This window comes from Parabacteroides johnsonii DSM 18315 (assembly GCF_025151045.1).
GTDB lineage: Bacteria > Bacteroidota > Bacteroidia > Bacteroidales > Tannerellaceae > Parabacteroides > Parabacteroides johnsonii.
Genome location: NZ_CP102285.1, coordinates 3,851,198 through 3,869,347 on the forward strand (window position 1 = coordinate 3,851,198; position 18,150 = coordinate 3,869,347).

Consider the following 18,150-nt stretch of genomic DNA (forward strand, 5'->3'; position numbering starts at 1 on the left):
CATAGTTTATAACACGATTAATAATAATAGGTATGCAAAAAGTATTTCGAGTTGTTTATATGATGCTTATATGCCAGGCTTTTATTTCTTTTTCGCTTCTTGCACAGAAAAAGGATTTTGTACTGGTTGAAGCAGAGAGTTTTAATGAAAAAGGTGGATGGGTATTGGACCAGCAGTTTATGGATCAGATGGGATCTCCTTTCCTGTTGGCTCACGGCATAGGAAAGCCGGTGCAAGATGCTTCAACGGAAGTAATGATTCCGAAAAAAGGGACTTGGCATGTATATGCTCGTACCTGGAATTGGTGTTCTCCCTGGAAGGTGAAAGAGGCCCCAGGTAGATTTAAAATTGCTGTAAACGGAGCAGTTCTGGATAATGAATTGGGAATGGGGACACAATGGGATTGGGAATATGCCGGAAGTGTTGAGATAAAAAATAAGAGTAATTCTGTTACATTGAAAGACTTAACCGGATTTGAGGGACGATGTGATGCGATCCTTTTTACAAAGGACAAAAATGTCGTTATCCCTAACCGGAAAGAAGATTTGTCGGCATTCAGAAAACAGCTGTTGAATATCCCGGCTAAACCGGAAGATGGAGGGCATTATGATCTCGTCGTAGTTGGAGCCGGTACAGCTGGATTGAGTGCAGCGATCAAGGGAGCGCGGGAAGGTTTGAAAGTTGCGTTGATTAATAACCGTCCCGTTCCGGGAGGAAACAACAGTACCGAGATAAGAGTGGTTGCCAGCGGGGAGATGAATGTAAAGCCGTATACTGCTTTAGGAAATGTAATTAGAGAAATACGGAATGTATATAGTAAGGAAGATCAGGTTATTGAAATGATACAAACAGAGAAAACGTTGTCCTATTTTCCAAATATGCATGTGTTTGCAGTTTCCAAAGAAGGCAAGCAGATAAAGTCTGTGACCGCTAAACATATTGAGAATGGAAAAGAGATAGAGTTCTTTTCTTCATTATTTGTCGATTGTTCCGGTGATGGAAATTTAGGTTATCTGGCGGGTGCTGAATATCGTGTGGGGCGCGAGATGAGGCAGGAAACAAGAGAAACATTGGCTCCTGACAGGCCGGATAATATGGTATTGGGTGCGACAATTTCATGGAAAAGTAAAGTGATGCCGGCTGAAGTATCATTTCCGAGATGCGAATGGGCGATACAGTTTAATGATGAATCTTGTGAAAAAGTTATTTCTGGTAGTAACTGGTGGGAAAGCGGTTTCCGTTATGATCAGGTAAATGATGCAGAATATATCCGGGATTATCTGTTTCGTGCTATCTATGGGAACTGGGCTTTCCTGAAAAACGATAGTAAGTTTAGGAAAGAATATGCAAACCGAGAACTGGATATGATGACTTACATTGCCGGAAAGCGGGAATCACGCCGTCTGGTGGGAGATGTATTTTTTGTACAACAAGATATAGAGAAGGAGTATGTAAAGTATGATGACGCTGTTGTAATAGGAACTTATTCGATAGATCAGCATTTTCCGACTCCTAAAAATACATTCTTTTTCCCGGGAGAGGAATTTATTTCAACAATGAAACACTATTTTAATGATTTGGGAACTCCCCGACGTTATCTGCGCGACGATCAGGTTCCACCTCCTTATCGTATTCCTTATCGCTGTCTATATTCGGTGAATGTAGACAATTTGTTTATGGCTGGAAGAAATATAAGTGTTTCACATATAGCATTGTCTTCTACCCGTGTACAGAATACGACCGGTATGATGGGGGAAGTCGTTGCGGTAGCAGCAGCGCTTTGTAAAAAATACAATTGTTTGCCACGTGAGGTATATACCAAGCATTTGAATGAATTGTTGGACTCATTGAAATAGGATATCATGATGAACAGACGAACTTTCTTAAAGCAGACTGGTGCTTTTTCCGCTGCGCTATTTCTACCGGCTTGTCTGAATAAGGTGAAGGAAGAGAAGAAAAAACCATACCTATTAGTCGTTTCCGGCTGGCAGGATGTGAATATTGGGGATATCGCCCATACACCGGGTTTGCTGCATATCTTGCAAACGCACTTGCCTGAAGCAACGATTACTTTATGGAAACGGAGCAAAAGCGAGAAGGTGGAAGCGTTATTGAAGAAGAATTTCCCGGAGATAGAGATTCTTTACGGCAATCCGGATAAAGATTTTACGATTACGGATAGTAAGCTTCTGGAGGCTATCAATCGTGCTGATGTCTTTATTCATGGATCGGGGCCATCGGTTGTGGCGGCCAACTGTTTGGAGGCTTGGCGTAAAATTACGGATAAACCTTTCGGAACCTACGGAACAACGATTCAGGATATATCTCCTTCATTGAAGAATCTGTTGAACGATGCATCGTTTGTTTTTACTCGCGAGACAGCTTCGATAAGAAAATTGAGGGAAGCGAGAGTAACGAAGCCTGAAATCCGTTTTGTTCCGGATGCTACTTTCGCTTTGAATATCCAGGACGAAGAGAATGCCCGTTCTTTCTTAATGGCCAATAATCTGGAAGACCGTAAGTTTATTTGTGTGATTCCCCGGTTGCGGAAAACACCGTACTGGCTGATCCGCAGGAAAAGCTACACGGAGGAACAGATCGTAGAAATAACGGTATTGAATGACAAATGGAAAGAGGTCGACCATGCCAAAGCTCGTGAAGCAATCGTCCGTTGGGTGAGGGAAACAGGGAATAAGGTTCTTGTTTGCCCGGAAATGACTTATCAGGTTGATATTATGGATGAACTTTTGATTGATCCGTTACCGGATGATGTTCAAAAGAATGTCGTCAAACGTGGTTATTGGTTACCGGATGAGGCTGCTTCTTTGTATAGCAAGGCCTTCTGTGTTCTTAGTTTTGAATGCCATTCCCCTATTATCTCTTTGCGGAATGGGACACCTGCATTTTATCTCCGACAGCCGGAAGATACGATAAAAGGACAAATGTATTATGATTTAGGTTTTAATAATTGGGTGTTTGAGATTAACGACACGACAGGAAAACAGATTGCCGACCGTTTGATGGAAGTTTATTCTGACTACGACAGTGCGCAAGCATATCGTAAACAAGGAATGGATAATGCTTCTAAGCTGTTTGATATGGGGATAAAAATCGTTTCTCAATTCTTATAAATAGATCTGGGAATATCCTTTTGAAGTGTATATTCCTCCCTAAAAAGACTTACATATTCAAGAGCAAAGATGTACATTTTTGTTTTTGAATATGTAAGTCTTTTGTTTTTCTGGATAGGGGGGATTATTTCTTTTTGTCCCTCTTTATAGGTGAATCTATTTTTTTTCGTTACATTAGCACCTGTTTTTAATAACTCAGTTAATGATTAAGAATTAATACCTTATGAAACACATTCTTTTACTTCTCTTATCGTTCTTTTCACCCGTGGTATGGGGGCAGCAGGTAGAACAGTTCAAGCTCTGGCCGGATAAGCCGGAAGCGGGCGAGGCGGAAATCTTTGTTTATCATCCGGCGAAGAACGGGAAACTGGCACCAGCGGTGCTGATTTGTCCGGGTGGCGGATATAGAGGGCTGGCAATAAACCATGAAGGGCATGATATGGCGAAATGGTACGCTTCTAACGGGTTTGTTGCAGTCGTTCTGAAATATAGGATGCCGGAAGGCGTACATACGATCCCGTTGAGTGATGCGGAGAAAGCGATGTCCGTCATTAGGGGTAATGCAACCAAATGGAATCTGGATGCGAATAAGGTCGGAGTGATCGGATCGTCAGCAGGCGGACATTTGGCAGCTTCACTCAGCACGCTTGCGGCAGATGCCAACCGGCCGGACTTTGCGATCCTTTATTATCCGGTGATCAGCTTCGATAATATGACTACACATGGTGGTTCCAAAAAGAATCTTTTAGGGAAAGATATTGAGAATAAGGAGTTGGTAGACCGCTATTCTTTGCAGAAACAGGTGGACGATAAGACACCGAAGACTTTGCTTCTGCTGAGTGATGACGATCAGACCGTTCCTCCGTTGAATTCTATCCTTTATTATACGGCACTGAATGAACACCATATCCCGACTTCCCTCTATATGTTCCCCAGCGGAGGACACGGTTGGGGGTTCCGGTATGACTTCACCTATTATCAGGAAGTGAAAGACCTGATACAGAAATGGCTTACCTATATAAAAATCACCGATTAATCTACCTGATATCATGAAACCGATTACATTATTACTGGCCGCAGGCTCCCTGCTGCTGAGTGCACAAGGGTTATCCGCACAGACGGATCATTCCGAAAAAAAGGAATATTGGAACGCAAATACCCTGTTGATCCCTTATCGGCTACCGCCTGCTCCCGCAGGGTACAAGCCGACCTATATAGACCTGGACGGAGACGGCGATCCGGATATCCTGCGTACGGTGACGGCCAACGGCATTCCGGTGCAATGGATCGATGACGACGACGATATGCAGTACGGCGACCTGGAAGGCGATACCGATAACGACTGCCTGATGATAGACCGTAATAAAGACGGCGTCTACGGAGGTTACGGCGATCTTATCATCGACTGGGTAGGCGAAGATGAAGACGGTAATCCAGCCATGCAGGTTGTGGTCGATAATATCCCCGAAGCAAACCGGATGAAGACCGGCAACGGACATTATATGTGGGTAGTGGATACGGATAAGGACGACGTGTTCAACTATATCGACTGGAATACGTTCACTCTCCGCTGCTGGATACATAACGGCCTGTCGGATTTCTACGAAGATTATAACGGGAGGAGTACTTTCATGAAGATACACAGTACGACCGAACGCGTGAACGATGTCCGTATGAACTGGGAAAACCCATTCTTGTTCTATGATCCTGACAATGACGGGCTGACGGAGATGGCGATCCGCTTCTGCGACTCTCCCAAGATCGTGAAAGAGAACGGACAGGCAAATTCCGTCCTCTCCGGCAATATCGACTGGGTTTCTGTTTCGATGGATACGGATAACGACAATGCGTCGGGCAATGAATTCGACTTCGATATGACCATCCATTTTACAGGTCCCGGATTCAATTATGAAAATCAGAAACATATCAATAAGAACCTGCGTGGACTTCCCGAAGCCGATACGTTCTTTCTTGATGCCCGCTGGCGTAAGCTTCCGGAGCTGTTGTATCCGGATCATGATGCCGCCTGGGATCTGACATTCAAGGAAGGCAAATGGGATAAAGTTTGGTTTACCTACGATGAGGACGACGATTGCAACCGTTGGGAGCGCGTGGAGTTGTATCAGCCGCGGGATCCGTTCAAGGTGGGAAAGAACCAAGGTGGAATTGACAATAACGGACAGGCCGATCCGGCAGGTGACCGGGGCGAATGGGATGAGGACAATTCCGGTCACGGTCAGTTGTATGTCAGTCCGATAGATGGAAAGATTCACCTGTACGGAGCCGAATGGGGCTGTTGGCGTGTCGACCAGAATGCCCGTTACTATCAGGGAATGGGTGGAATCTATGATGGCTATGGGCCGAAACGTATCGAGACCGAACCGACCGTGTTTCCGACTGTCAAGTATACGGATACGGACAATAACGGCTTTTTCGATCTGATGGAGTTTGACCTGGATGGCGACAAGGTATTCGAACAACGCCTTTCCATGAAAGAACTGGGGCTGGACGACCGCTGCCAGGTGATTAATACCGCTTCCATGAAGTACGAAGATTTTGTTGATCTCGAATCGAAAGTCTCCGATACCATGTGGAAGAATGCCGAGAAAGCGGTCGAAGTAGCAAAAGCTAAAAAACTGAATACTAAATGGTATGCTTTGATGTTGCAGCCAAAATCCACTCGCGAACGCTATCACTATGGCTTTTGGTTGCAGTTCTATCTGTACAATGATCTGAAGGATTTGGCCGAGCGGACGAACGACAAGGCATTGGCAAGCGTAATCGACAAAGCTTATTTGCAAGGCAAATGGGAGCTGATTAAATAATTTATTAACGTAAGAACAAGAATAGTATGAAAAACATTTCGAGAAGAACTGCCATTAAGACGGTATTGGCAGGAAGCGCAGCTATGGTTGTGTCCGGTGTGGAGGCAGCAGCTCCCGCAAAGAAGAAGAAGGTAGAGAAACCTGAACCACTGAAAGGTAATATTCGCCATTCTGTGAGTAAATGGTGTTTCGGCAGCTATCCGTTGGATGAATTTTGTGAGATTTGTAAAAACATAGGAATAGAATCGATTGAACTGCTCGACCCGAAAGATTGGCCAGTCGTGCAGAAACATGGTTTGACGGTTGCGATGGCGCAGGGTGCGGGTTTAGGTATCGATCGGGGGTTCAATGATCCCAAGCTGCATGACGAGCTGGTTGCCAGTTATGAACAGGTTATTCCAATGGTGGCCGAGGCCGGACTGACGAACCTGATCTGTTTCTCTGGTCGCCGGAACGGTGTGACCGACTTGCAGGGTTGGGAAAACTGCGAGAAAGGGCTGAAGCGTCTGATGCCGATAGCTGAAAAGTATAATGTCGTTCTGACGATGGAACTTCTGAACAGTATCGGGCATAAGGACTACCTGTGCGACCATACCGTTTGGGGAGCGGAATTGTGCCGTCGTATCGGTTCGCCGAACTTCAAACTGCTGTATGACATCTATCATATGCAGATCATGGAAGGAAACGTGATTGATCATATCCAGAAATATCACCAGTATTTTTCTCATATCCATACCGGAGGTGTTCCCGGTCGTGCGGAGATTGACGAAACACAGGAACTTTACTATCCAGCTATCATGAAAGCGATTGTGGAAACCGGTTATAAAGGTTTTGTCGGGCAGGAATTTGTCCCGAAGCAGGAAGACAAGATTGCCTCGCTTGAGAAATGTATTCGTATTTGTGATGTATAAACAGTTAAGTATGAAACGGATTGCTATTTATCCTCTGTTGTTGCTCTTCGCTTTGTGCGGGTGTAAGGGGAAAACCGGGACTTCACTGGTTGAGAATGTTTTTAAACCCGGTGAAATCTGGCCGGACAATAACGGTGTGCACATCAATGCTCATGGCGGGGGTATGTTGCAGCAAGGTGATACCTATTATTGGTTTGGCGAGCACAAAACGGAAGGTGAAGGGGGAAATGTAGCCCAGGTTGGCGTCCATTGTTATTCTTCCAAGGACTTATATAATTGGAAAGACGAGGGAATCGCCTTGTCTGTTTCGGACGACGAATCGAGTCCGATCGTAAAAGGTTGCATTCTGGAGCGTCCGAAGGTGATTTTCAATAAGAAGACGGGCAGGTATGTGATGTGGTTCCATCTCGAACCGAAAGGTGCCGGTTATACGGGAGCCAAAAGCGGTGTTGCTGTCAGCGAAAAGGTTACAGGACCGTACAAACTGCTTTCCGCCGATCGGCCGAACGCTGGTTTTTGGCCGAAGAATGTTTTGGATATCCATAAAGGCCAGGTTCCCGAAGAATCGAAGAAAGGTTTCGGTGGCGGTGGCTTGCCTGCCCATCCCGACACGCTGAATCTGTTAGGACGTGATTTCGAGAGCGGGCAAATGGCACGCGACATGAATCTATTTGTCGACGACGATGGAAAAGCATACCATATTTATGCTTCGGAGGAGAACAGCACATTGCATATTTCCGAACTGACGGACGATTATACGGCTTGTTCCGGCAATTATGCCCGTTTCTTTGTCGGCCGCTTTATGGAAGCGCCTGCCATGTTCAAGAAAGACGGCAAGTATTATCTGATCATGTCCGGTTGCACTGGTTGGGCCCCGAATCCGGGTCGTTCCGCTGTTGCATCCTCTATCTGGGGGCCGTGGAAAGAGTTGGCGAACCCGTTTGTGGGAGCCGATTCGGAAACCTCTTTCCATTCGCAAAGTACTTATGTGCTGCCTGTTCCCGGCAAGCCCGGCCAGTTCATCTATATGGGAGATCGCTGGACACCGGAGAACGCCATAGATGGCCGTTATATCTGGTTGCCTATCCGTTTTGAAGGAGAGCAGCCGGTTATCAACTGGGAGGATGAGTGGGCAATGGACAAGTAACAATTGACAGTTGGGGAGTGCGCGACATTTAATTGTCAATTGTCAATTCCCAATTGTCAATTGTTTTGTACTTTTGCAGCCGCATAAAAACACAAAAAGAATGAAACAGACATTGTCTATCAAATCCAACCTATTTATGGTTAGGGAATTAAGAGATTATTTGGGGATCGCTTTGGGGATGATCCTCTACGGTATAGGTTGGACCGTATTCCTGTTGCCAAACGATTTGCCTTCCGGGGCGGTACCGGGCATCGCCTCCATTGTCTATTGGGGGACAGGTTTGCCGGTGCAATACACTTATTTTGCCATTAATGGCTTCCTTTTGTTGTTATCACTCAAGATATTGGGATGGAAGTTTAGTGTGAAGACGATTTTTGCCGTGTTTGTCCTGACCTTTTTCCTTTCCGTAATCCAGCAGTTGACGGCTGGACTCCAGCTTTTGCAGGATCAACCTTTCATGGCCTGTATCTTGGGCGCTATCTTTTGTGGAGGAGGTATTGGTGTTGCTTTTGCCTCGAATGGCAGTACAGGAGGGACGGATATCGTGGCAGCTATCGTCAATAAGTACCGGGATGTCAGCTTAGGGCGTATGGTGATGCTCTGCGATATGATCATCATTGCATCCAGTTATTTTGTGCTGCACGATTTGGAGAAGGTGGTCTATGGTTATGTAACCTTGTTTGTTACAGGATATATGATCGACCAGGTGGTCAACAGCTCTCGTCAGTCGGTCCAGTTCTTTATTATTTCCAGCAAATATGAAGAGATCGGCAGGGAGATTAATGCTTTGCACAGGGGAGTGACTGTAATCGATGGGACCGGACTTTATACAGGGAAGCAAGTGAAGATGATGTTTGTCTTAGCAAAAAAGAGTCAATCTAATACGATTTTCCAAATCATCAATGATATTGATCCGAGAGCTTTCGTTTCGCAGAGTGCCGTTATTGGTGTATACGGGGAAGGATTCGACCATTTCAAAGTGAAGAAGAAAACGAATTAAATCTCTTTTTTGACATGGATTACGCGGATTGCACGGATTTATAGATGAAAAATCCGCGTAATCCGCGTAATTTGTGTCTGAATTATATTTTGCCTTATGGCTCCATCACTACCTCGATCCGGTTGCCCTGTTCTAACAGTTTTTTGGCAAAAGCCTGGATATTGGCGGGGGTGATACCTTTTATCGTTTCTTCGTATGTCGTCTCGCCGTTGAATCCGCGGAAGTAATAATTATCCAAAGTCGTCAGCCAGTAAACATTCTCTTGCAAGTTCTCTGCGTGGCGCTTCAGGATATTGTCCTGACTCTTCTTGAAATCTTCATCGCGCGGGCCGGACTTGACGATGTTATCCAGTTCTGTACGGACGATAGCGTTCATCTTTTCCCGTTTAGCCGGATCCGTGTCGAAATAGGCTTGCAGGAATGTCTGTCCTTCAGGGAAGGAAGAAATCTGTGCGGAAGTCTGCACCCCGTATGTCCCTCCCTCATCCTCGCGTACTTTTTCCATGTATACCAGATCGAGAATTTGCTTCAACATAGTGGCGGTGAGGATGTTTTCAAGGTTATATCCCATCTTGCTGGACCAGAAGTTGACAACCGACGCTTTCGGTGTTTCCAGAGCGCGTTTGAAGATATTCGTGTATTCGCCCGTGCGGATAGCCGGCACTTCGGCGGGATTGGCTTTTTCAACGCGTCCTTTGGCTGGAAGCGTCGCCAGATATTGTTCTACAAAAGGGCGGATGCTGTCTGTGTCGATATTTCCGACGAACGTAAAGACAAAGTCTGAAGCATCGGCAAACCGTTCTTTGTACATCTCCATGATGCGCGGGTAGCTGATCTGCCTGAAGTCGTCAGCCGTGATGCGGGCGGCACGTGGGTTATTGTCGTAAATCGCTTTTGTCAGCGTGTCGCTGAACGCCACCATCGGGTTCAGTTCCAGGTTTTTCAACTGTGCGATCATACGATTCTCGAAGGAAGTATAAGCCTCTTCATCCATACGTGGAGCCGTGAAATAGAGATAAACCAGTTCGAACAATGTCTTTAGGTCGGTAGGAGAGGCATAACCGTTTACATTTTCCGTATTCAGGCCGATAGAGGGAGAACAAGAGACTTTCTTTCCTGCCAATACCTTATTCAGATCGGTTGCCGGGAAGTTGCCGACTCCGCCAAGCGTAATAACATCATTGAACACTTTCAGATTGTCGATATCTTTCGCTCCGAACAAGGTGCTGCCGCCGGGACTGGTAGCCGTCATCAGAATCTCGTCTTTCTTGAAGTCCGTATGTTTCAGTACGACCTTGATGCCGTTGTCGAGTGTCAGGACCGTCGCGCCGAACAGCGGGTCCGTCTTCATCTCTCTGATCTTCCCCGGAGCGGGCAACTTGGAAATCAGCGGTTCATTGGAAACAGTCTCTTCATAGGGTTCGACCGGCAATTGTTGTGCCTTGATAAAGTCTTCTAATAATTGAGTCTCGGTCGGATATTTCATGTCAGCCTTGTCAGGGCCGGTGAGCCCGATTACGATGTTTTTGTCGCCGATCAAACTCTGAGCGTATTGATTCACCTGCTCGACTGGGATTTGTGGTGCGATCTGGCTGATTAGCTGATATTCCGTTTCGATGCCTGGAATGTAACCTCCGTCTGTAAAGTGGCGGACATATTCGTTCGTGTAAGAGCGGTTCTTTTGTTTGTCGCGGTCGTTGAACAGTGATTCGTATTGTTTCAGGACATTGATACGGGCACGGTCATATTCGGAAGCCGTGAAACCGTACCGTTTCACCCGTTCCGTCTCTGTCACAAGTGCATCGAGCGCTTTGTTTATCTCGCCTTCTTTTACTAAGGCGGCAACAGTGAAAGCACCTTTTGTCTTGGCGATCATGAAATCACCGTCCGAAGCCTGGGCAGCGACAAAGGGAGGATTCGCTTTTTGCATCATTTCGGCAAAGCGTTCGTTTATCATCGTCTCAACGACATTCTCCATATAATCCTTCATCAAACCTGCTCCGGTAGCATACAGCTCTTTCGGCATCTTGTCGTGCTTATAGAATATGGAAAGGATAATATTGGAAGCCTCCTTGTCTGTGGCGATGGAAACAAGCGGTTTGTCATTGTCTGCCACTTCCGTATATTCGCGTTTGGCCGGATTGGTTGGAGCAGGGATATCGGCAAAGATACGTTTTACAGCTGCCTCTACCTTGTCTACATCTATATCTCCTACAATAATAATGCCTTGTAGGTCAGGACGATACCATTTCTTGTAATAAGCCCGGAGTTCGTCCGGTTTGAAGTTATCGATCACGTCGATCGTGCCGATCGGCATCCTGTGTGCATATTTGTTGTCCGGGAACATTTTCGGCAACTGCTGTTCCCAGATACGCGTCTGGGCATCCTGTCGCGTGCGCCATTCCTCCCGGATCACGCCCCGTTCCTTTTCGATGGCCGTATCTGCGAGCGTGATGAAGCCCGACCAGTCATGCAGGATCAGCAGGCAGGAGTCGACGATACTCTCGCGGGTGACCGGAGCGTTCATGATCATATAAACCGTTTCGTCGAAACTTGTATAAGCGTTGAAGTTCTCGCCTCCACGCATTCCGATGCTCTCGGTAAATTCATCCATGCCATGTCCGGGGAAGTTCCTGGTTCCATCGAACGCCATATGTTCGAGGAAATGGGCTAGTCCGCGTTGGTTCTCGTCTTCCAGGATCGATCCGACATTTTGGGCGATAAAGAAATCCGCACGGTCTTTCGGTTGCGCATTGTGTCGGATGTAATAGGTTAACCCGTTGCTGAGTTGTCCGTATTTTACTTTTGGGTCTATGGGTAGCGGCTGTATTTCCGGTTGCTGTGCTGCCAAACGGAGGGTGGCAAGTATCCAAAGGAAACATCCGATGGATAGAATCTGTCTGATCTTCATATCACTTTTGTTTTCATTTTTAATAGAACAAATGTATATAGTTTTTGTTACAAAATGACACTGCTACCCCATGTAAAAAGGATTAGTAGGGCATATATTTGGAATTACCCTTGCGGGTAATATATTTTAACAGTACTGTTTGATAGCAAGTCCGGTCTTTTGCTATCAGAATGGCAAACGTGCCTTTCTTTCTTTTTGCTTGTAAAAATCCTTGAGAAAGTTTTTGTGTAAGAAAAAAATATCTACTTTTGTGAAGTTGTTATGTGCACGCAAACATTAATAATTTATCTAATATATTTACCATGAAATCTGAAGATATTTCACGTCGCTCGTTCCTGAAACGGGCAGCCGCTCTTTCAGCTGCGGCAGCAATTCCTTCTTTCTGGATTCCGTCCAAGGCCAATGCCATGCCGGGTGTTCCTTTTGTCAGTGCCAACGAAAAGGTGAGAATCGCTTTTATCGGTATCGGTAACCGTGGGGGTGAGATTGCACGCGAACTGTATAAAACCGGTTTGTGCGAAGTTGTTGCACTTTGTGATGTAGATATGGGTGCACCTCATACTCAGAAACTTATTTCGATGTTCCCGAAAGTACCGCGTTTCCAGGATTTCCGCCAGATGTTCGACAAGATGGCCGACAAGATCGACGCCGTTACAGTTGGTACACCGGACCATTCCCATTTCCCGATCACGATCGAGGCAATGGCTCATGGAAAACACGTATATGTAGAAAAACCGATGGCCCGCACCTTCCAGGAAATTGAAGTGATGATGCGTGCCGAAAAGAAATTCGGTGTTGTTACACAGATGGGTAACCAGGGACACTCGGAAGCCAACTACTTCCAGTTCAAGGCATGGAAAGAAGCCGGCTTGATCAAGGACGTTACCGCTATCACAGCTCACATGAACTCTCCGCGCCGTTGGCATAACTGGAACCCGAACATTACACATCTGCCGATGGGTGAACCGGTTCCCGAAACGTTGGATTGGGACACTTGGTTAGGTGTTCGTCCGTTCCACGAATATAATCACGATTATCATTTGGGACAGTGGCGTTGCTGGTATGATTTCGGTATGGGTGCATTGGGCGACTGGGGAGCTCACATCATCGATACTGCCCACGAATTCCTGGATCTTGGTTTGCCGACGGAAGTAAACCCGTTGTATCTGAAAGATCACAACCCGTTCTTCTTCCCGATGTCTTCCCGTATCCTGTTCAGATTCCCGGAAAGAAAAGATATGCCGGGTGTCGATATTACTTGGTATGACGGTCTGGATAATATTCCTCCTGTTCCTGAAAACTACGGTTCTTCTGATGTCGATCCGAATATCCCGACGGTTGCTGGTGGCAAACTGCAGTTGGCTAAACTGAATCCGGGTAAGGAAATCTATACAAAGACTTTGACATTCAAGGGTGGTTCTCATGGTAGCACTTTGTCTGTTATTCCTGATCAGGTAGCTAAAGATATGAATCCGAAATTGCCGGAATACCAGAAGAGTCCGTCCAATCACTACGCAAACTTCCTGTTGGCTTGCCAGGGTAAGGAAAAGACTCGTTCTCCGTTCTCTATCGCAGGTCCGTTGAGCCAGGTGTTCTGCCTCGGCGTGTTGGCACAGCGCATGAACCGCAAGATTGTATTCGACCGCGACACGAAGCAGATCGTGAACGATCCGGTTATGAACCAGATGTTGGTTGGCGAAATGCCGCGTAAAGGCTGGGAACAGTACTACAATATTTAAGATAGTTTCTAAGATCGTTATTCATAACGGTTGATTGTTTGAGAAGGCAAGCTTGTCGGGTAAGCTTGCCTTTCTTTTTTGATTATCTTTGCACCTGTAATACGCAGGGAACATGAATATATTTGAAGGATATGTGGGCATTCGCTTGTGGGACGGGCAGTTGGTGGATGATGTCATCTTCTCCCTGCTGTTATTCCTGTTTATTGTCTTTTCTTTTGTGTTCCGGGCGAATTTCCAGTTGTTTGTGAAGATGCTGAAAGATGCTTTTCTCGTGAAAGAAAGGCAGAATCTATTTGACGATGTGGTGGGGAAAAGCGTTTTCTTCTTCCGTAATTTTATGACATTTCAGGTATTGTTCCTTTCGAGTATTGCCCTGATTGCAATAGGCAGGATATACGGATTTATAAATTATATGGAATGGCAGGCGGTTTTATCGACGATCGGAACGGTTTTTTGCGTTTTATTCCTGTTTTATCAGTTTAAACAATGCTGTTATTACCTCCTGGGCAGCGTGTTTGCCGACCCCAATAAATATAAGTTATGGAAGACGAGTTATAATGCTATTATGGGGATTTGGGGAGTCTCTTTGTACATTCCGGTGTTATGGTTAGTGTTTGTCGGGACACACGTAACTATACCGATAGCAATGTTTTGTATTTTCTATATTTTGTGTCGTTTTGTAATAATTTATAAGACAATACGGATATTTCACAAGAAAAGTACTGGATTATTATATATAAGTTTGTACCTTTGCACCCAAGAAATTTTACCTCTGGTATTTTTGTACGAAGGTATGGTTTATTTGTATAACTTTATCGAGACAAGTACTCTATGGCATTGAACATCAAAAAGTTGCTGGTATCACAACCGAAGCCTGCATCCGAGAAGTCCCCGTATTTCGACATTGCAGAGAAGTATGGAGTTGAGATTGACTTCCGTCCATTCATTAAAGTAGAACCTCTTTCATCTAAGGAGTTCAGACAGCAGAAAATTTCTATTTTGGATCATACGGCTGTTGTTTTTACGGCTCGTACGGCGATCGATCATTTCTTTCACCTGTGTGAGGAACTGCGTGTTGCCATTCCTGAAACGATGAAGTATTTCTGTATGACTGAGGCCATTGCCGTATATTTGCAAAAATATATTGTGTATAGAAAGCGTAAAATCTTTTTTGGACAGACAGGAAAGTTGGATGATCTGGTTACAGTTATCGGCAAGCATGCAAAAGAAAAATATCTTGTGCCCGTTTCCGACGTGCATAAAGATGATTTGTTAACTATGTTAGAAGCGAAGAAGATTTCTTTTACGAAAGCTGTTATGTACCGCACTGTAAGCAATGATTTCTCTAAAGACGAGAAGTTTGACTATGATATGCTGGTATTTTTCAGCCCTTCGGGAATTTCTTCTCTGCTGAAGAACTTCCCGAACTTCAAACAAGAAGATATAAAGATCGGATGTTTCGGCCCGACAACAGCCAAAGCGGTGAAAGAAGCCGGTTTGCGTTTGGATGTGGAAGCACCGACTCCCGAAGCTCCGTCTATGACGGCTGCCCTTGAATTGTATCTGAAAAAAGAGATGGGTAGTAACAAAAAGAATGGTAAATAGAAGGTATACCCTTTCAAAAGAAGAGCGCCTGTCGTGGAAACGTTACATTGACCTGTTGTTTGCAAAAGGGCAATCGTTTGTGGCGTTTCCACTGCGGGTCGTTTATTTACCGGTGGAGGAAGAGGCATTGGCTCCGGTATCTATCCTGGTGAGTGTCCCCAAAAAGAAATTCAGACGTGCAGTAAAACGGAATCTGATCAAACGCCAGGTCCGCGAAGCCTATCGGGTGTGCAAATATGACCTGATTGATCCGCTGGTGGAAAAAGACAAGCGTATGCTGGTTGCTTTCCTCTATTTGGACAAGGAAATCCATCCTTTTGCCGATATGGAAAAAGCCATGACAAAGGCATTGAACATACTTCGTGACAAAGTATGATAAAGCGTTTTGTTACTTCCCTTCTGTTGTTGCCGGTCTATTTCTATAAATATTGTATCTCTCCCATGACGCCGGCATCGTGCAGGTACACGCCTACTTGTTCCGAATATGCCGTGCAGGCTCTCAAAAAACATGGTCCTATAAAAGGATTGTATCTGGCTGTCAAACGTATTCTCCGTTGCCATCCCTGGGGAGGAAGCGGATATGATCCTGTTCCGTAAAGTATGGTTTATTACGATATACATACTCACCATTTGCCCGTCTATCCGGAAGATGTCGCCATAGTCAACTGTCTTGTTCCCGCGCTCGACGCGGGATCACATCCGGGACAGGTCATATCGCGATTAGAAAAAGCGGATACTGCCGGTTGCTTGTGCGATCCCGCGTCGAGCGCGGGAACGGGGTTGTTCCATTCTGTCGGTATTCATCCCTGGTATATATATGATGTAGAAGAACAACTAACCGACCTTAAACGGCAGGCAATGCTTCCGGGCGTGGTGGCAATCGGCGAGACTGGCCTTGATAAATTGGTGGAAGCATCGTTGGAATGTCAGCAGGAAATCTTCAAAGTATCGGCAGCTTTTGCAGAAAACCTCGGCATCTTTTTAATCATACACTGCGTGAAAGCCTGGGACGAGCTGATTGCGTTGAAAAAGGAACTTAAGCCCCGTATGCCCTGGGTGATTCATGGCTTTCGTGGCAATGCAGTATTGGCCAGACAATTGATCCGACAGGGCTTTTATCTTTCTTTTGGTGAGCATTTCCATCCCGAAGCTGTGCACGAAGCATGGCCTGGCTACTTGTTTGCCGAAACGGACGATCGCGAAATCGATATCCGTACTGTCTACCGGAACCTTTCGGCTTCCTTGAATCTTCGGCTTGAACAGTTCGCCGGGCAGATTGCCGAAAATGTCCGCGATATCCTTCATCTACCTTAAATCACTGTTATACCCTAATTTTCAATTCTCAATTCTCCATTTTCAATTATAAAGTCGTACCTTTGTCCGCATTCAATTAATACTATAATCTAAAACGATGAATTTTGTTGAAGAATTAACATGGAGGGGCATGATCGCTGATATGATGCCCGGAACAGAAGAACAGTTGCAAAAAGAGATGACTTCTGCTTATGTAGGTATTGACCCGACGGCTGACTCATTACATATCGGTCACCTGGTATCGGTTATGATGCTGAAACATCTCCAACGTGCAGGACACCGTCCTATTGCTCTGGTCGGCGGAGCTACCGGTATGATCGGAGACCCTTCAATGAAGTCGGCAGAACGTAACCTGCTCGATGAAGCAACGCTTCGTCATAATCAGGATAGCATTAAGAAGCAGTTGTCCAAGTTTCTGGATTTCGATTCGGACGCACCTAATGCTGCCAAGTTGGTAAACAATTACGACTGGATGAAGGATTATTCTTTCCTGAATTTTATCCGTGATATCGGTAAGCATATCACTGTTAACTATATGATGGCTAAAGAATCTGTTAAAAAACGTCTGAGCCGCGAATCTTCTGTCGGCATGTCGTTTACGGAATTCTCTTACCAGTTGCTTCAGGGATACGATTATATGTATCTGTATGAGCACGAAGGTTGCCGGCTGCAGATGGGAGGAACCGACCAGTGGGGGAATATCACGACCGGTACGGAGCTGATCCGCCGTAAGTTGGGCGGCGAGGCTTTTGCTTTGACCTGTCCGTTGATTACGAAAGCCGACGGAGGCAAGTTCGGCAAGACTGAATCTGGCAATGTCTGGTTGGATCGCCGTTACACTTCTCCTTACAAATTCTACCAGTTCTGGCTGAATGTGAGTGATGCTGATGCTGCCAAATATATCAAGATCTTTACCGATCTTCCCAAGGATGAAATCGATGCTCTGATCAAGGAACAGGAAGAGGCGCCGCATCTCCGTCCGTTGCAGAAACGTTTGGCAAAGGAAGTGACGATCATGGTTCATTCCCAGGAAGATTACGATGCTGCTGTCGAAGCTTCTAACATCCTGTTCGGAAACTCTACGTCGGAAGCATTGAAACATTTGGACGAACAGACATTGTTGGATGTGTTCAACGGCGTTCCCCAGTTCGAAGTTTCCCGCGACGAGTTGAGTGCCGGTGTCAAGGCGATTGATCTGTTCACTGAAAAGGCGGCGATTTTCCCGTCGAAAGGTGAAATGCGCAAGCTGGTTCAGAGTGGTGGCATCAGTGTAAATAAGGAAAAACTGACGGATCAGGATATGGTTATCGACTGTTCTTCCCTGCTGGATGAGAAATATTTGCTAGTTCAGAGAGGTAAGAAGAACTACTATTTACTGATCGTAAAATAAGAAACTGTTTGGATTTTTTACAAAAAAAGCTTGCAAGGTAAGATTTTATTCTTACCTTTGCATCGCTTTAGATAAAGCGCCGGATTGTCTCATGGTGTAATGGTAGCACTACAGTTTTTGGTTCTGTCTGTCGAGGTTCGAATCCTCGTGAGACAACTCACAGAACAAAAGGGTCGG

15 protein-coding genes are annotated in these 18,150 nt (G+C 45.6%); 14 read left to right on the forward strand and 1 reads right to left on the reverse strand.

What is annotated here, in order from left to right; translation table 11 throughout:
* The first annotated feature begins 32 nt into the window (after positions 1-32).
* The 7 genes from NQ564_RS15805 to NQ564_RS15835 all read left to right on the forward strand — a co-directional run bounded on the left by NQ564_RS15805 (position 33) and on the right by NQ564_RS15835 (position 9,014).
* A complete protein-coding gene (locus tag NQ564_RS15805; protein WP_129650230.1) occupies positions 33-1,856 on the forward strand; it encodes an FAD-dependent oxidoreductase in 1,824 nt (607 codons plus the stop codon).
* Between the two features lie 6 nt (positions 1,857-1,862).
* On the forward strand, positions 1,863-3,131 hold the full coding sequence (locus NQ564_RS15810; protein ID WP_008146829.1) for a polysaccharide pyruvyl transferase family protein: 1,269 nt from the start codon (positions 1,863-1,865) through the stop codon (positions 3,129-3,131).
* Between the two features lie 223 nt (positions 3,132-3,354).
* Positions 3,355-4,167: an alpha/beta hydrolase gene (locus NQ564_RS15815; protein ID WP_008146830.1), complete on the forward strand. Its 813-nt coding sequence runs from the start codon at positions 3,355-3,357 to the stop codon at positions 4,165-4,167.
* A gap of 13 nt (positions 4,168-4,180) precedes the next feature.
* Entirely contained in the window at positions 4,181-5,956 is a 1,776-nt protein-coding gene (locus NQ564_RS15820) for a hypothetical protein (protein WP_008146831.1), read from the forward strand.
* Positions 5,957-5,982: 26 nt separating this feature from the next.
* Complete coding sequence (locus NQ564_RS15825) at positions 5,983-6,867, forward strand: hydroxypyruvate isomerase family protein (RefSeq protein WP_008146832.1); 885 nt, start codon at positions 5,983-5,985, stop codon at positions 6,865-6,867.
* Positions 6,868-6,877: 10 nt separating this feature from the next.
* Positions 6,878-8,014, forward strand: a complete 1,137-nt coding sequence (locus NQ564_RS15830; RefSeq protein ID WP_039848041.1) for a glycoside hydrolase family 43 protein — start codon at positions 6,878-6,880, stop codon at positions 8,012-8,014.
* Positions 8,015-8,114: 100 nt separating this feature from the next.
* Complete coding sequence (locus NQ564_RS15835) at positions 8,115-9,014, forward strand: YitT family protein (protein WP_008146834.1); 900 nt, start codon at positions 8,115-8,117, stop codon at positions 9,012-9,014.
* Positions 9,015-9,108: 94 nt separating this feature from the next.
* Here the strand turns inward: NQ564_RS15835 and NQ564_RS15840 are convergent, their stop codons facing one another.
* Positions 9,109-11,925 (reverse strand): M16 family metallopeptidase, encoded by a 2,817-nt coding sequence (locus NQ564_RS15840; RefSeq protein WP_129650232.1) that lies wholly within the window; start codon positions 11,923-11,925, stop codon positions 9,109-9,111.
* A gap of 302 nt (positions 11,926-12,227) precedes the next feature.
* Between NQ564_RS15840 and NQ564_RS15845 the strand changes: the two genes are divergently transcribed.
* The 7 genes from NQ564_RS15845 (at position 12,228) to tyrS (ending at position 17,973) form a co-directional block, all read left to right on the forward strand.
* Positions 12,228-13,664, forward strand: coding sequence for a Gfo/Idh/MocA family oxidoreductase (locus tag NQ564_RS15845; RefSeq protein ID WP_008156013.1), 1,437 nt, complete (start codon positions 12,228-12,230; stop codon positions 13,662-13,664).
* A 112-nt stretch (positions 13,665-13,776) separates the two neighbouring features.
* Positions 13,777-14,505 carry a DUF4271 domain-containing protein gene (locus NQ564_RS15850; protein ID WP_008146840.1) on the forward strand — a complete coding sequence of 243 codons (729 nt, stop codon included), beginning with the start codon at positions 13,777-13,779 and terminating at the stop codon, positions 14,503-14,505.
* The gene (locus NQ564_RS15855; protein ID WP_036608063.1) at positions 14,502-15,269 is read left to right on the forward strand and encodes a uroporphyrinogen-III synthase; all 768 of its coding nucleotides are present in this window, start codon (positions 14,502-14,504) and stop codon (positions 15,267-15,269) included. The genes NQ564_RS15850 and NQ564_RS15855 overlap by 4 nt, the downstream gene beginning before the upstream one ends.
* Positions 15,259-15,645 carry a ribonuclease P protein component gene (gene rnpA, locus NQ564_RS15860; RefSeq protein WP_008146841.1) on the forward strand — a complete coding sequence of 129 codons (387 nt, stop codon included), beginning with the start codon at positions 15,259-15,261 and terminating at the stop codon, positions 15,643-15,645. Before NQ564_RS15855 ends, rnpA begins: the two co-directional genes overlap by 11 nt.
* A complete protein-coding gene (gene yidD / locus NQ564_RS15865; protein ID WP_036608061.1) occupies positions 15,645-15,866 on the forward strand; it encodes a membrane protein insertion efficiency factor YidD in 222 nt (73 codons plus the stop codon). The genes rnpA and yidD overlap by 1 nt, the downstream gene beginning before the upstream one ends.
* Positions 15,867-15,869: 3 nt before the next feature.
* The gene (locus NQ564_RS15870; RefSeq protein WP_008146844.1) at positions 15,870-16,583 is read left to right on the forward strand and encodes a TatD family hydrolase; all 714 of its coding nucleotides are present in this window, start codon (positions 15,870-15,872) and stop codon (positions 16,581-16,583) included.
* A 97-nt stretch (positions 16,584-16,680) separates the two neighbouring features.
* The gene (tyrS, locus tag NQ564_RS15875) at positions 16,681-17,973 is read left to right on the forward strand and encodes a tyrosine--tRNA ligase (protein WP_008146846.1); all 1,293 of its coding nucleotides are present in this window, start codon (positions 16,681-16,683) and stop codon (positions 17,971-17,973) included.
* The last annotated feature ends 177 nt before the right edge of the window (positions 17,974-18,150 follow it).

Bases quoted from the DNA above. Each gene is read 5' to 3' on its own strand.
- NQ564_RS15805 (WP_129650230.1), top strand. From the start codon at position 33: ATGCAAAAAGTATTTCGAGTTGTTTATATGATGCTTATATGCCAGGCT.
- NQ564_RS15810 (WP_008146829.1), top strand. From the start codon at position 1,863: ATGATGAACAGACGAACTTTCTTAAAGCAGACTGGTGCTTTTTCCGCT.
- NQ564_RS15815 (WP_008146830.1), top strand. From the start codon at position 3,355: ATGAAACACATTCTTTTACTTCTCTTATCGTTCTTTTCACCCGTGGTA.
- NQ564_RS15820 (WP_008146831.1), top strand. From the start codon at position 4,181: ATGAAACCGATTACATTATTACTGGCCGCAGGCTCCCTGCTGCTGAGT.
- NQ564_RS15825 (WP_008146832.1), top strand. From the start codon at position 5,983: ATGAAAAACATTTCGAGAAGAACTGCCATTAAGACGGTATTGGCAGGA.
- NQ564_RS15830 (WP_039848041.1), top strand. From the start codon at position 6,878: ATGAAACGGATTGCTATTTATCCTCTGTTGTTGCTCTTCGCTTTGTGC.
- NQ564_RS15835 (WP_008146834.1), top strand. From the start codon at position 8,115: ATGAAACAGACATTGTCTATCAAATCCAACCTATTTATGGTTAGGGAA.
- NQ564_RS15840 (WP_129650232.1), bottom strand. From the start codon at position 11,925: ATGAAGATCAGACAGATTCTATCCATCGGATGTTTCCTTTGGATACTT.
- NQ564_RS15845 (WP_008156013.1), top strand. From the start codon at position 12,228: ATGAAATCTGAAGATATTTCACGTCGCTCGTTCCTGAAACGGGCAGCC.
- NQ564_RS15850 (WP_008146840.1), top strand. From the start codon at position 13,777: ATGAATATATTTGAAGGATATGTGGGCATTCGCTTGTGGGACGGGCAG.
- rnpA (WP_008146841.1), top strand. From the start codon at position 15,259: ATGGTAAATAGAAGGTATACCCTTTCAAAAGAAGAGCGCCTGTCGTGG.
- NQ564_RS15870 (WP_008146844.1), top strand. From the start codon at position 15,870: ATGGTTTATTACGATATACATACTCACCATTTGCCCGTCTATCCGGAA.
- tyrS (WP_008146846.1), top strand. From the start codon at position 16,681: ATGAATTTTGTTGAAGAATTAACATGGAGGGGCATGATCGCTGATATG.